Source organism: Thermohalobaculum sp. (assembly GCF_058622915.1).
On sequence record NZ_JBZSYN010000130.1, the window covers coordinates 1 to 13,603 of the forward strand.

General features: G+C 70.5%; 12 protein-coding genes. 5 read left to right on the forward strand and 7 right to left on the reverse strand.

Annotated elements, in window-relative coordinates:
- Nucleotides 1-135 precede the first annotated feature (135 nt).
- Entirely contained in the window at nucleotides 136-564 is a 429-nt protein-coding gene (locus tag AC32QD_RS10030; protein WP_492010367.1) for a hypothetical protein, read from the forward strand.
- A gap of 431 nt (nucleotides 565-995) precedes the next feature.
- Here AC32QD_RS10030 and AC32QD_RS10035 read toward each other — a convergent pair whose 3' ends face one another.
- Nucleotides 996-2,360: a glutamate--cysteine ligase gene (locus tag AC32QD_RS10035; protein WP_492010356.1), complete on the reverse strand. Its 1,365-nt coding sequence runs from the start codon at nucleotides 2,358-2,360 to the stop codon at nucleotides 996-998.
- Nucleotides 2,361-2,592: 232 nt separating this feature from the next.
- Here AC32QD_RS10035 and AC32QD_RS10040 point away from each other — a divergent pair, with 232 nt between their 5' ends.
- Nucleotides 2,593-3,087 (forward strand): hypothetical protein, encoded by a 495-nt coding sequence (locus AC32QD_RS10040; RefSeq protein WP_492010357.1) that lies wholly within the window; start codon nucleotides 2,593-2,595, stop codon nucleotides 3,085-3,087.
- A gap of 64 nt (nucleotides 3,088-3,151) precedes the next feature.
- Here the strand turns inward: AC32QD_RS10040 and AC32QD_RS10045 are convergent, their stop codons facing one another.
- The 3 genes from AC32QD_RS10045 to AC32QD_RS10055 form a co-directional block, all read right to left on the reverse strand.
- Nucleotides 3,152-3,565, reverse strand: a complete 414-nt coding sequence (locus tag AC32QD_RS10045) for an SRPBCC family protein (RefSeq protein ID WP_492010358.1) — start codon at nucleotides 3,563-3,565, stop codon at nucleotides 3,152-3,154.
- Nucleotides 3,566-3,590: 25 nt separating this feature from the next.
- Nucleotides 3,591-4,703, reverse strand: coding sequence for an S-(hydroxymethyl)glutathione dehydrogenase/class III alcohol dehydrogenase (locus AC32QD_RS10050; RefSeq protein ID WP_492010359.1), 1,113 nt, complete (start codon nucleotides 4,701-4,703; stop codon nucleotides 3,591-3,593).
- Nucleotides 4,704-4,895: 192 nt separating this feature from the next.
- Nucleotides 4,896-6,098, reverse strand: coding sequence for an aminotransferase class V-fold PLP-dependent enzyme (locus tag AC32QD_RS10055; protein WP_492010360.1), 1,203 nt, complete (start codon nucleotides 6,096-6,098; stop codon nucleotides 4,896-4,898).
- A 201-nt stretch (nucleotides 6,099-6,299) separates the two neighbouring features.
- Between AC32QD_RS10055 and AC32QD_RS10060 the strand changes: the two genes are divergently transcribed.
- Nucleotides 6,300-7,721, forward strand: coding sequence for a helix-turn-helix domain-containing protein (locus AC32QD_RS10060; protein ID WP_492010361.1), 1,422 nt, complete (start codon nucleotides 6,300-6,302; stop codon nucleotides 7,719-7,721).
- 167 nt (nucleotides 7,722-7,888) lie between these two features.
- On the opposite strand, the gene AC32QD_RS10065 is transcribed toward AC32QD_RS10060, so the two are convergent.
- Together AC32QD_RS10065 and AC32QD_RS10070 are read right to left on the reverse strand one after the other, a co-directional pair.
- Nucleotides 7,889-8,377: a hypothetical protein gene (locus AC32QD_RS10065; protein WP_492010362.1), complete on the reverse strand. Its 489-nt coding sequence runs from the start codon at nucleotides 8,375-8,377 to the stop codon at nucleotides 7,889-7,891.
- 127 nt (nucleotides 8,378-8,504) lie between these two features.
- A complete protein-coding gene (locus AC32QD_RS10070) occupies nucleotides 8,505-9,260 on the reverse strand; it encodes an SDR family oxidoreductase (RefSeq protein WP_492010363.1) in 756 nt (251 codons plus the stop codon).
- 108 nt (nucleotides 9,261-9,368) lie between these two features.
- On the opposite strand from AC32QD_RS10070, the gene AC32QD_RS10075 reads away from it, so the two are divergent.
- Complete coding sequence (locus tag AC32QD_RS10075; RefSeq protein ID WP_492010364.1) at nucleotides 9,369-10,148, forward strand: SDR family oxidoreductase; 780 nt, start codon at nucleotides 9,369-9,371, stop codon at nucleotides 10,146-10,148.
- Between the two features lie 157 nt (nucleotides 10,149-10,305).
- On the opposite strand, the gene AC32QD_RS10080 is transcribed toward AC32QD_RS10075, so the two are convergent.
- On the reverse strand, nucleotides 10,306-10,782 hold the full coding sequence (locus AC32QD_RS10080) for an Lrp/AsnC family transcriptional regulator (RefSeq protein ID WP_492010365.1): 477 nt from the start codon (nucleotides 10,780-10,782) through the stop codon (nucleotides 10,306-10,308).
- A gap of 127 nt (nucleotides 10,783-10,909) precedes the next feature.
- Between AC32QD_RS10080 and putA the strand changes: the two genes are divergently transcribed.
- A partial coding sequence (putA, locus tag AC32QD_RS10085; RefSeq protein ID WP_492010366.1) for a bifunctional proline dehydrogenase/L-glutamate gamma-semialdehyde dehydrogenase PutA occupies nucleotides 10,910-13,603 on the forward strand: 2,694 nt, incomplete at its 3' end.

Below are 13,603 nucleotides of genomic sequence, written 5' to 3' on the forward strand. Positions count from 1 at the left end.
GAAGCGGTCATCGGGGCAAGCGGGTCGGATCCGCCTCGAGAACGTGATTTTGACCCGCACCCCGTCGCCGGCTAGGTGGTGCGGGGTGTGGACGACGACGTCTGCATCGACCGGAACCGCCCAAGGAGATCGCGCATGGGCAACCAGTGGCAGTACCAACTGCGGCTTTATCTGGACGACGCCTTGTCCGCAGCGGCGCGCGCGGGCGCCGATGATCCGGCGCTGGCACCCCTGCGCGCGGTCTTGCGCAAGCATCAGGCGGCGTTGAAATGCCAGTACGACGCCTTTGCGGCCTATGTCAGCGAAGCGGAGCGAGAGGGGCCGGAGCACTACCCCCTTTACGCCTGGACAAAGGCGACAATCGAGGACCCTCGGAAGAAGGCGAAGTACCTCAACTCCTTCACGCTCTATGTCGACGGCGAGGAAGTCTACGCCAGGGCCAGGGCGGAGGCGCTGGAAGCGGACCTGAAGCCGCTCGTGGACGGCAAGACGATCCTTCGGCTGTCCAGGCACGACACCAACCCCGCCAACAACCCCCAGCCACCAAAGCGCTATCGCCGGTAGGGCCATCGTCGCGCCCCGGACCCGTGCGCAGACCGCACAGCCGGTCTCTACCCCTGCGGCTGGCCGTCCTGCCCCCCTGTGACGCAGCCGGCTCGACAGGCATGAGCGACGCCCGGCCGACGGTCGTCGAAGGTCGGACTCTGGCAGATGTTGTTGAAAAGCTCCCGCGGGCGCTCACGCCCCACCCCGCCATCGCCCGGCGATCCGAAGCCGGGCGCAAGGCCGTAAACTCCTACAGTCCGACTATAAGAATTAACCATGCCGGGGCGCGCAGAGGCGTCCGGCGCGACTTTCCTAGGATTAACGGATTTCCTGTCAACCGTTGTTAACACGGGGTCCGCGGCCGGCGATGTTCACCCGGGTGAACACGGGGCTCCCGCCCCGCCTGAGCCCCATGGGACCGGAGGTGGGCGCGCCCAGCGGTCGCCGCTTCAATAGCTGTAGTCGGCGTAGATGCGGTCGAGATCGCCGCCCCAGGCGCCCTCATAGCGCTCCAGCAGCTCCTCGGCGGGGGTGCGGCCCTTCTCGACGATCTCCTTGAGCGCGTTGAGGAAATGCGCCTCGTCGCCATCGAAGTCGTGCGCCCGGGCGCGCGCCGTCAGGCCCTGCTCGGCAACGCCCAGCACGTCGCGGGCGACCTCCCTCAGCGTGCGCCCGCCGATCCTGGCCTTGAGCCCGACGCGCACCGCCTCGACCCTCAGCTGCGCGCGCTCCTCCGCCGTCCAGTCCCTGGCGATCTGCCAGGCGGCGTCGAGCGCGGCGTCGTCATAGACCAGCCCCACCCACAGCGCCGGCAGTGCGCACAGCCGCCGCCACGGGCCGCCGTCGGCGCCGCGCATCTCCATGAACTTCTTGATCCGCGCCTCGGGGAACAGCGTCGTCAGGTGGTCGGCCCAGTCCGACATGGTGGGCGTCTCGCCCGGCAGGCCCGGCAGCTCGCCCTTCAGGAAGTCGCGGAAGGACTGCCCCGCGACGTCGATGTAGCGCCCCTCGCGGTAGACGAAATACATCGGCACATCAAGCGCATAGTCCACATAGCGCTCGAATCCGAAGCCGTCCTCGAAGGCAAACGGCAGCATTCCGGTGCGGTCGGGGTCGAGGTCCTGCCAGCAATAGCCGCGATAGGATAGCACGCCTGCGGGCCGGCCCTCCCAGAACGGCGAGTTGGCGAACAGCGCCGTGGCCACCGGCTGCAGCGCCAGGCCGACGCGCAGCTTTCGCACCATGTCGGCCTCGGAGGCGTAATCGAGGTTCACCTGCACCGTGCAGGTGCGGAACATCATGTTGAGCCCGCGCGAGCCCACCTTGGGCATGTAGCGGCGCATGATGCCGTAGCGGCCCTTGGGCATCGTGTCCATGTCCTCGTGGCGCCAGATCGGGGCCGCGCCCAGCCCGATGAAGCCGGCGCCGATGGCGTCGGCCACCTCGCGCACCTGGGCCAGATGCGTGTTCACCTCGTCGCAGGTCTGGTGCAGGTTCTCGAGCGGCGCGCCCGACAGCTCGAACTGCCCGCCGGGCTCGAGGCTGATATTGGCGTCGCCCTTGACCAGCCCGATGATGTTGCCGCGCTCCTCCACGGCGGTCCAGCCGAAGCGGTCGCGCATCCCCTCCAGCATGGCGCGCACCGAGGCCGCGCCCTCATAGGCCAGCGGCTTGTGGTCGCTCAGCCGGTAGCCGAACTTCTCGTGCTCGGTGCCGATGCGCCAGGCCTGCCGCGGCTTGCAGGCGGACTCGAAATAGCCCACGAGGTCCTCGCGGCTCTCGATCGGCCCACCGCCCTGCTGCGGGATTGACATGGGTGGCGCCCTCTTTCTTCACGTCAACACCGCCGGGACCTAGCCCGCCCCGCGTTAATCGGCAAGACCGCCACCGCCGCAGGAGCGAATTTTCCGCCGCGCCCGGCGTGGGATGATTTTTCGCCGTGCGACGCGCCGGACTCTTTTCCCCGGCGCGTTGATGCTGCATCTTGAGTGTGAGCCGCAAGCTGCAGCCGAGCATGCAAAGACGCCGATGCGAAGGAGTGACGCGATGAGATCCCAGATCCGACTTGCCGTGCTCGTGCCGGGCGCATTGGCCGCCAGCCTGACGCTGGGCGCCTGCGCCCGCCAGATCAGCGGAAACACCGTCACCGGTGCCCAGGCCGGCGAGGTGATGCGCACCGAGGTCGGCTGGATCGAGAGCGCCCGGCCCGTGCAGCTGCAGGAGCACGACCAGCTGCAGCAGAACGTCACCGGGGGCGCCATCGGCGGCGCCGCGGGCGGCCTGCTCGGCTACGAGATCGGCGGCCATGGCTGGGGCCGGCTGCTGACCACAGGCGTCGGCGCACTGGCCGGGGCCACCGCCGGCGCTTTGGCCGAGAAGGGGCTGACCCAGCAGACGGCCATGGAATACGTGTTCCGCAACGAGATCGGCCAGCTCAAGACCGTGGTCCAAGGCCCCGAGCCGCGCCTCGTGCCCGGGCAGAAGGTCTATCTGCAGATCTCCAACCGCGGCCGCGCGCGGTTGGTCCCCGCGGGGGCCTGAGGCCCGGCCCCAAGGCCGAGCCCGATGCGCCGCAGCCGGCACCCCGGCCGCGGCGCACGCCCGGTCAGCCGCCGAAGCTCTTCTTCAGCGCGTCCAGCCCGGCCTGGTAGATCCCCGCCGTCACCTCCTCCGCGTTGTCCGCGGTCGGCGTGAAGCTGCCGCTCCAGGTGATCTCGGTTCCCGCGCCCACGGTGTTGACCTCGAGCTTCGCCTCGTAATGCGCCACCGGCAGGGGGCTGCGCACGATCGCGTAGGTATAGGCATGCGTGCCGTGCCAGATCAGGTGCTCGAGGATGCGCGCCCCGTCCGTGGTGGTCAGCACGCGGAACTCGTCGTCGCCGATCACGGCGCGCTCCGACTTGGCCACGCCTGGGTGCCAGGTGTCGATGCGGTGGAAATCGCCGATCAGCCGCCAGACCTCGGAGGCCGGGGCGGCGACGGTGACGCTGCGCGTCACGATGCGGGTATCGCGGGCCATGCGTGCTGTCTCCTGCGCTGGGGCGTCAATAGACCACGACCGAGCGGATCGACTCGCCCGCCCGCATCAGCTCGAAGCCCTTGTTGATCTCGTCGAGGCTCAGCGTGTGGGTGATCATCGGGTCGATCTCGATCTTGCCCTCCATGTACCAGTCGACGATGCGCGGCACGTCGGTGCGCCCGCGCGCGCCGCCGAAGGCGGTGCCGCGCCAGACCCGACCGGTGACCAGCTGGAAGGGCCGGGTCGAGATCTCCGCGCCCGCCGGTGCCACGCCGATGATGATCGACTCGCCCCAGCCCTTGTGCGCGCATTCCAGCGCCTGGCGCATGGTCTTGACGTTGCCGATGCACTCGAAGCTGTAGTCGGCGCCGCCCTTGGTCAGGTCCACCAGATAGGGCACCACGTCGCCGTCGACCTCCTTGGGGTTGACGAAGTCGGTCATGCCGAAGGCCTCGGCCTGGGCCTTGCGGCCGGGGTTGAGGTCGACGCCGACGATCTGGTCGGCGCCCGCCAGCCGCAGCCCTTGGATGACGTTGAGGCCGATGCCGCCGAGGCCGAACACGACGCAGCGCGAGCCGATCTCGACCTTCGCGGTGTTGATCACCGCGCCGATGCCGGTGGTGACGCCGCAGCCGATATAGCAGATCTTGTCGAACGGCGCGTCCTCGCGCACCTTCGCCAGCGCGATCTCGGGCAGCACCGTGTGGTGCGCGAAGGTCGAGCAGCCCATGTAGTGCAGGATCTTCTCACCGTCGGGCGTCGAGAAGCGCGAGGTGCCGTCGGGCATCACGCCCTGGCCCTGGGTCGCGCGGATCGCCTGGCACAGGTTGGTCTTGCGGCTCAGGCAGTAGTCGCACTCGCGGCACTCGGGCGTGTAGAGCGGGATCACGTGGTCGCCCTTCTTCAGCGATGTCACGCCCGCGCCGACCTCGACCACCACGCCCGCGCCCTCGTGGCCCAGGATGGCCGGGAAGGCGCCCTCCGGGTCGGCCCCCGACAGCGTGAACTCGTCGGTGTGGCAGATGCCGGTGGCGCGGATCTCGACCATCACCTCGCCGGCCTTCGGCCCGCCGACCTCGACTTCTGTGATCTCGAGCGGCTTGCCGGCGCCAAAGGCGACCGCGGCGCGTGTCTTCATGACGTCCTCCCATAACTGGCGGCGAGTCCGTACCCGCCGCGCTGGTGACTAGGGGGACCATGCCAGATGCAGGCGGGCACAGACCAGAGGCAATGCGTCGCTTGCAAGGGAAAAGGCGCCGCCCCTGCGAGCGGCGCCCCAGATTTTGCGCCCCGGATGTTGCCTAGCCAGGCCGCTTTGAGCGGCCGGGGCTCACTCGGCGGCAACCCGCATCGCGGCGCCGTTCAAGCGGCTCTCGCGATAGAACGCCTGCGCCGCGGCGACGCCCGCGCCCAGCTCGATGCGCGCGCCCGCGTCGGCCAGCGCCATCTCGGCGATGGCCAGCGCGGTCAGGCAGGTGCCCTCGTTCAGGTCGCCCAAGTGCCCGATGCGGAACACCCGGCCAGCGAGCCGCGCCAGCCCCGAGCCGAACGAGGCGCGGTAGCTCTCGTAGCCGGCGCGAATCACCTCGCGGGCGTCCACGTCCTCGGGCACCACGACCGCCGAGACGGTGTCGGACTCCCAGCGCGGCTCGGTGGCGCACAGCGTCAGCCCCAAGGCACGCACGCCGCGGCGCACGCCCTCGGCCAGCCGGAAGTGGCGCTCGAACACGTTCTCCAGACCCTCCGCCTCGAGCCGGGCGATCGAGGCCTTCAGCCCGTGGAACAGCTGGGTCGGCGGCGTGTAGGGGAAGAAGCCGTCCGCGTTCATGCGGATCATGTCGGCGAACTCGAAATAGGCGCGCCGCATGGTGGCGGTCTTCGCTGCCTCGAGCGCCTTCTCGCTCACCCCCAGCATCGACAGGCCGGCGGGCAGCATGAAGCCCTTCTGCGAGCCGGCCACCGCGAGGTCGACGCCCCACTCGTCCATGCGGAAGTCGACCGAGCCGATCGAGGAGACGCCGTCGACGAACAGCATCGCCGGGTGCCCGGCCTCGTCCATCGCCGCGCGCACCGCCGCGATGTCCGAGGCCACGCCGGTCGCGGTCTCGTTATGCGTGGCGAACACCGCCTTGATGGCGTGGCCCTTGTCGGCCTCGAGCACGCGGCCATAGTCCTCGGCCGGCACGCCGGTGCCCCAGGCGCAGTCGATGACGTGGACGTCGAGGCCCAGCCGCTCGGCCATCTCGACCCACAGATGGCTGAACTGGCCGAAGCGGCTCATCAGCACCTTGTCGCCGGGGCTCAGCGTGTTGGTGATTGCCGCCTCCCAGGCGCCGGTGCCCGAGGAGGGGTACATGAAGACCCGGCCCGTGCGCGTGCGGAAGATGCGCTTGAGGCCGGCGAGCAGCGGCTTGGTCAGCTCGCCGAAGTCCGGCGCCCGCATGTCCTCCATCGCAACGTTCATCGCGCGGCGCACATCCTCGGGGATGTTGGTCGGGCCGGGTATGAAGAGATGGGTGAAGCCGGTTTTCATCGTGGGTCCTCTCGTGATTCGCGGCGCGCCGCCAGGGCGCATTCGAGGGCGCATTCGGGGCGCGTTCCGGCTTGCCCTTAGCACGCGGCAGGGCCGGGAGGCGACGCAAACCGGGTCGATCTGTTGTGCTGGTGGTTTACAAGGCGCGGAGTTGTAACTAAAGTAAACAAACTTCCACACAGCGGAAAAAGTCCGGCCCCCATGCCCAAGACACGCAAGAACTTCGTCGGCCCGCGGCTGCGCCAGCTGCGCCGCGAGCACGCCCAGACCCAGGCCGAGATGGCGCGCGCGCTCGGCGTCAGCCCGGCCTATGTGAATCTTCTGGAGAACAACCAGCGCAGCCTCTCGGTGCAGGTGCTGATGCGGCTGTCCGAGGTCTATGGCGTAGACTGGCGCGACCTGCTCAAGGACGACACGCCGACGCTGCTGGCCGACCTGCGCAACGCTTTCCAGGACCCGGTCTTCGCCGCCACCCGGCCCGATCTCGAGGAGCTGCGCGCCGCGCTCGACCACTGCCCCAACGTGGCGCGCAGCCTGATGAACCTGCACCGCAACCACCGCTCGATGACCGAGCGGCTCTTGGCCATGACCGGCGGCGACATCGACGCTGCTCAGCGGCTCACCGGCTCCACGCCCGAATCGGTGGTGCACGACCTGTTCCGCGCGCATCGCAACCACTTCGCGCCGCTCGAGGCGGCGGCCGAGGCGCTGCGCGCCGGCGAGCGGGTCGAGACCGGCGAGCTCTACGGCTGGCTCAAGCGCCAGCTCGAGCAGCGGCTCGGCATCCGGGTCGAGCCGGTGCCGATCTCGGCCATGCCGCACGCGCTGCGCTTCTACGACGAGCGCGAGCGCCGGATCCTGCTCTCCGACGGGCTGGACTACACCAACAAGGTGTTCCAGATGGCCCATGTCGCCGGGCTGATCCAGGAGCGCGAGACCATCGACGCGCTGATGCGCGAGGCCGCCGTCAGCGGCACGCGCGAGCAGGCGCGCTGCCGCGTCGAGCTCGCCAACTACTTCGCCGCCGCGGTGCTCATGCCCTACGAGCCCTTCCTCGCCGAGGCGGAGGAAACGGGATACGACATCGACCACCTCGCCGCCCGCTTCGGTCTCTCGTTCGAGCAGGTCTGCCACCGGCTGACCACGTTGCAGCGCGACGGCGCGCAGGGCGTGCCGTTCTTCTTCCTGCGCATCGACAAGGCGGGCAACGTGACCAAGCGCTTCAACGCCACCACCTTCCACCTCGCGCAATACGGCGGCGCCTGCCCGCGCTGGGACATCCACATGTGCTTCCGCACCCCAGGCCGCGTCATCCCGCAATTCGTCGAGATGCCCGACGGCTCGCGCTACTTCACGGTGAACCGCACGGTGGACCGCCCGGTGCTCGGCCGCGAGACGCAGGACAACCGCCTTGCGGTCACTCTCGGCTGCTCCATCGAGCACGCCGGCAAGCTGGTCTACGCCCAGCCCTTCCAGCTCGGCGAGCCGCACCTGTTCACGCCGATCGGCATCAACTGCCGGCTGTGCCCGCGCCAGCACTGCGCCCAGCGCGCACACCAGCCGATCCTGCTCGAGCTGCCCATCGACGAGCACCGCCGCGGCGAGACCCGCTTCGAGAGCTGAGCGCCCGCGGCGGGGCGCGTCCGACCCGGGGGCCCCGCCGCCGGGCGGGGACCGGCGGCGCACCGCGCACACCACGCTGAAATCTTTTTGCTTTCAAATCAATCACTTGACCACGTGGGCGCGCGTGCCCACCAAGCCCGCGCCCGGGCGGCTTTCCCAACGCCCGCTCAGCTCGCCGGCATGACCACGATGAAATGCGCCCTCTCGCCGTTGGCGCTGACCTCGACGCGGTATCTCCCCGGCGCCATCCGCACGTTGTTGCCATAGTGCCAGTCGGCCTTGCCCTCCTTGATGCCGTACATCGCCACCACCGGCACGCTCGCCTTCATATTGGTCCCCAGATCGATCACGGTGATCCGCACATGCGCGTCGGTCACCGGCGCCCTGGTCTTTCGTGCCAGCACATGCAGCTCGAGATGGTGCCAGCCCGGGCCCGTGGCCATCGTCATCTTGCCGCCGACCATGATCTCGCCCTTGGTCAGGTGCTTGGCCTCGACCTCCTGGGTGGAATACATCGGCTCCATCTGGCCGATGGCGAGATCGAGCCTGTAGTCCTTGGTCACCGTGTGCGCCCTGACCGGTGCGGGGGCGGCCGCCATGGCGGCTAGGGGGACCAGCCCCAGGGCGAGGACGGCAAAGAGGCGGAGAGCGGCCATCGTTGGGCCTCCGGAGCATGCGGACCGCAAGGGTGCCCCCCTCCTGCCCGGATCCGCCGCGCCATGTTACGCCCCTGTCGCCCGATGCGACAGTCAGGATTCGGTGACGCGCCGCACTGGCATGGCCTCAGAAATGGCTCACATGCCCGCCGTCCACCACCAGCAGGTGCCCGGTGACGAAGGAGGCCGCGTCCGAGGCCAGGAACACCGCGGCGCCGCCGATCTCCTCGGGCTGCCCCCAGCGGCCAAGCGAGGTGCGCCCCTTCAGCCAGGCGGCGATCGCGGCGTCCGCCGCCATCTGGGCGTTCGCCTCGGTGGCGAAGAAGCCCGGCGCGATGGCGTTCACGGTGATGCCGTGCGGCCCCAGCTCGGCCGCCAGCGCCCGCGTCAGCCCCACCAGCCCGGCCTTGGACGCGGTGTAGGCGGCATCGCCGCCGCGCGCGATCTCGCCCGCGATCGAGGCGATGTTGATGATCCGGCCCCAGCCCTGCGCCCGCATCATGGGTGCGGCCAGCCGCGCCAGCTCGAAGGGCGCGACGAGGTTGGTCTCCATGACGCGCTCGATCTCGCCCGGCGCGAAGTCGACCAGCGCGCGCCGCGCCCGCGTCCCGGCATTGTTCACCAGGATGTCAAGCCGCCCGTGCGCCGCGCGAATCGTCGTGAACAGCGCCGCGCGCGCCGCGCGGTCGGTCAGATCGGCCGGCTGCGCCTCGGCCGCCCCGCCCGCGTCGCGGATCCCGGCCGCGACCGCCTCGATGGGTGCCGCGGCACGCCCGCACGCCACCACCCCCGCGCCCTGCGCCGCCAGCGCCCGGACGATCGCCCGGCCCAGCCCGCGCCCGGCCCCGGTGACCAGCGCCACCCGCCCCGTCAGATCGAACATGCCTCGTCCGCCTTGCTTGCCGGGCCCGATTTGAGCGCAGTCTGGACGACACCGCAACGTTCATGAAATGAAGGGCGGCAACACAAATGCGCGACAAGGGAGAACGTCATGGATCTGGGCATCCGCGGCCGCAAGGCCATCGTCTGCGCCGCCTCGAAGGGCCTGGGGCGCGGCTGCGCCGAGGCGCTGGCGGCCGAGGGGGTCGAGCTGGTGATCTGCGCCCGCACCCGCGACGTGCTGGAGAGCGCCGCCGCCGAGATCGCCGCGGCCCACGGCGTCTCGGTCACCCCGGTCGCCTGCGACATCACCACCGAGGACGGCCGCGCCGCCGTGCTCGAGGCGCTGCCCGAGCCCGACATCCTGGTCAACAACGCCGGCGGTCCGCCGCCCGGCGACTTCCGCGATTTCTCGCTCGAGGACTGGCGCCGCGCGGTCGAGGGCAACATGCTCACCCCCATCGCCCTGATCCACGCCACCGTCTACGGCATGGCCGAGCGCGGCTTCGGCCGCATCGTCAACATCGCCTCGGCCTCGGTGAAGTCGCCGATCCCCACGCTCGAGCTCTCCAACGGCGCGCGCGCCGGGCTGATCGGCGGGGTCGCGGCGCTGGCGCGCAAGGTGGCCAGGCACGACGTGGTGATCAACAACCTGCTGCCCGGCCCGTTCGACACCGACCGGCTGAGGAACACCACGCGCGGCATCGCCGAGAAAACCGGGCGCCCCGTCGAGGAGATCCAGGCCGACCGCGCCGCGCGCAACCCCGCCGGCCGCTTCGGCACCACCCACGAGTTCGGCGCCGCCTGCGCCTTCCTTTGCTCGGTCCATGCCGGCTATATCGCCGGACAGAGCCTGGTGATGGACGGCGGCGCCTACAACTCGACGCTCTGATCCGCCGGTCGACGCGCGCCGCTGCCCCGGGCCTGACCCGGGGCCTCGCCGTCGCCGCGATCACTGCTGCCCCGGGCCTGACCCGGGGCCTCGGGCCGCTGCCGCCGGCTCCAGGGAGGTCCCGGCTCGCGGCCGGGACCCGTTGCGCGGGGCACGCTCAGACCAGCTCGCCCGCGTCGTCCTTCACCGCCTCCATCGCCACATGGGTCGAGGTCTGCGCCACGAAGGGCAGCGCCGAGATGCGCTCGCCCAGCACCGCGCGATAGGCGGCCATGTCGCCGGTCCTGACCTTGAGCAGATAGTCGAAGCGGCTGGCGATCATGTGGCACTGCTCGACCTCGGGGATCGCGCGCACCGCGCGGTTGAAAGCATCGAGCGCCTTGGCCGTGGTCTCGGTCAGCTTCACCTCGACGAAGGCGATGTGGCCCAGTCCGATGCGCGCGGCGTCGATCACCGCGCGATAGCCGCGGATGTAGCCCGCTGCCTCGAGCCGGCGCATCCGCGCCAGGCACGGCGTCTTCGACAGCCCCACCCGCGCGGCGAGCTCGGTCACCGTGACGCGCCCGTCAACGGACAACTCGCGCAGGATCTTCCGGTCGAGGCGGTCCAGTTTGCCGCTTTCCTGCCTTTTCATAGGTAATTCGTCCGAATTTATCACACAAAGAAGTCCGTAGGCCTGCCGGGCGCACGTGTAAAGACCGAACGCCCTGTGCCATGCTGCTATGCTGCGCGCATCGACCACGCCCCCGGAGGTGCCTTCCATGACCCGCCCCGCCGCCGATCTCAGCGAGCTCCGCGCCCGCATCCGCGCCAACTACCTGCCCGACGAACCGCACGTCGTGCGCGGCCTCGCCGGGGCCGCCGGCCTCGACGCCGCCGCCCGCAAGGCCGCTTCCGGGCACGCCGCCCGGCTGGTGCGCGCGGTGCGCGCCAAGGGCGATGTCGGCCTGATGCAGAGCTTCCTCTCCGAGTATGGCCTGTCCACCCGCGAGGGCGTGGCGCTGATGTGCCTGGCCGAGGCGCTCCTGCGCGTGCCCGACGCCGAGACCATCGACGCGCTGATCGAGGACAAGATCGCGCCGTCGGACTGGGGCAAGCATCTGGGCCGCTCCTCCTCGCCGCTGGTCAACGCCTCGACCTGGGGGCTGATGCTCACCGGCAAGGTGCTGGCCGAGACCGACGAGGGGCTCGCGCGCGTGCTCAGGGGTGCCGTGCGCCGGCTGGGCGAGCCGGTGATCCGGGTCGCCGTCGCCCAGGCCATGCGCGAACTGGGCCGCAACTTCGTGCTCGGCCGCGACATCGAGGAGGCGCTCAAGAACGCGCGCGCCAACGAGGCCAAGGGCTACGCTTACTCCTACGACATGCTGGGCGAGGCGGCGCGCACCGACCGCGACGCGCGGCTCTACCACCTGGCCTATTCCGACGCCATCACCGCCATCGCGCCGGCCTGCGCCTCGGACGACACCCGCGACAATCCGGGCATCTCGGTCAAGCTCTCCGCGCTTCACGCCCGCTACGAGTACGGCCAGCGCGACCGGGTGATGTCCGAGCTGATCGCGCGCGCCCGCTCGCTGGCGCTCTTGGCCAAGTCCGCCAATATGGGCTTCAACATCGACGCCGAGGAGGCCGACCGGCTCGACCTCTCGCTCGACGTGATCGAGGGCCTCATCTCCGACCCCGCGCTGCGCGGCTGGGACGGCTTCGGCGTCGTGGTGCAGGCCTACGGGCCGCGCGCCGCGCCGGTGCTCGACTGGCTGCACGCACTGGCCGCCTCGCTCGACCGGCGCATCATGGTCCGCCTGGTCAAGGGCGCCTACTGGGACTCCGAGGTCAAGCGTGCCCAGGTCATGGGGCTCGCAGGCTTCCCGGTCTTCACCCGCAAGCTCTCGACCGACGTGAGCTACATCGCCAATGCGCGCAAGCTGCTGTCGATGACCGACCGCATCTACCCGCAGTTCGCCACGCACAACGCCCACACGGTCGCTGCCGTGCTCAACATGGCCGCGGACACCGACAGCTTCGAGTTCCAGCGCCTGCACGGCATGGGCGAGGCGCTGCACCAGATCGTGCACGAGTCCGAGGGCACGCGGTGCCGCATCTACGCCCCCGTCGGCGCGCATCGCGACCTGCTCGCCTACCTGGTGCGGCGGCTCCTGGAGAACGGCGCCAACTCCTCCTTCGTCAACCAGATCGTCGACGAGTCGATCCCGCCCGAGACCATCGCCCGTGACCCGCTGGAGGCGGTCGAGAAGCTCGGCAACGCCATTCCCAACCCGGCGATCCCGCGCCCCGCCGACATCTTCGGCAAGGGCCGGATTGCCGCGAAGGGCTGGGACCTGACCGACCCGGTGACGGTCGAGGCGCTCGACGCCGCGCGCCGGCCCTTCCGCAGCCACCGCTGGCGCGCCGGCCCGATGATCGCGGGCGAGGCCACGGGCACCGCGCCGCGCGAGGTCACAAACCCGACCCGGCCCGCCGAGGTGGTCGGCCACGTCACCGATGCCGCGCCCCGCGACGTCGAGACCGCGCTCGGCGCCTCCGCCGACGGCTTCGCCGACTGGGCGGCGCGGCCCGTGGCCGAGCGCGCCGCCACCCTGCGCCGCGTCGCCGAGCTCTACGAGGCCAACGCGCCCGAGCTCTTCGCCATCTGCGCCCGCGAGGCCGGCAAGACCCTGCTCGACGGCGTCGCCGAGGTGCGCGAGGCGGTGGATTTCCTGCGCTACTACGCGGCCGAGGCCGAGCGACTGGAAGGCGCCGGCGCGCCCCGCGGCACCTTCGTGTGCATCAGCCCGTGGAACTTCCCGCTCGCCATCTTCACCGGCCAGATCGCCGCCGCGCTCGCCGCCGGCAACGGCGTCGTCGCCAAACCGGCCGAGCAGACCCCGCTCATCGCCCACCTCGCCGTCACTCTCCTGCACAAGGCCGGCGTGCCCACCACCGCCCTGCAGCTCCTGCCCGGCGACGGCGCGGTGGGCGCGGCGCTGACCGGCAACCCGAAGATCGCCGGCGTCGCCTTCACCGGCGCCACCGAGACCGCCCAGAGCATCCGCACCACCATGGCCCGCACCCTCGCCCCCGGGGCGCCGCTCATCGCCGAAACCGGCGGTCTCAACGCGATGATCGTCGACTCGACGGCCCTCCCCGAACAGGCCGTCCGCGACATCCTCGCCTCGGCCCTCCAGTCCGCCGGCCAGCGTTGCTCGGCGCTGCGCTGCCTCTACGTCCAGCAGGACATCGCCGAGTCGCTGATCGGGATGCTGAAGGGCGCGATGGACGAGCTCCACCTCGCCGACCCCTGGGATCTGGCCACCGACCTCGGCCCGGTGATCGACGCCGAGGCCCAGGCCGGCATCGGCAGCTACATCGACGAGGCCCGCGCCGCCGGCCGGGTGACCAAGGAACTCACCCCCCCCAACACCGGCAGCTTCATCGCTCCCACGCTGATCCGCGTCACC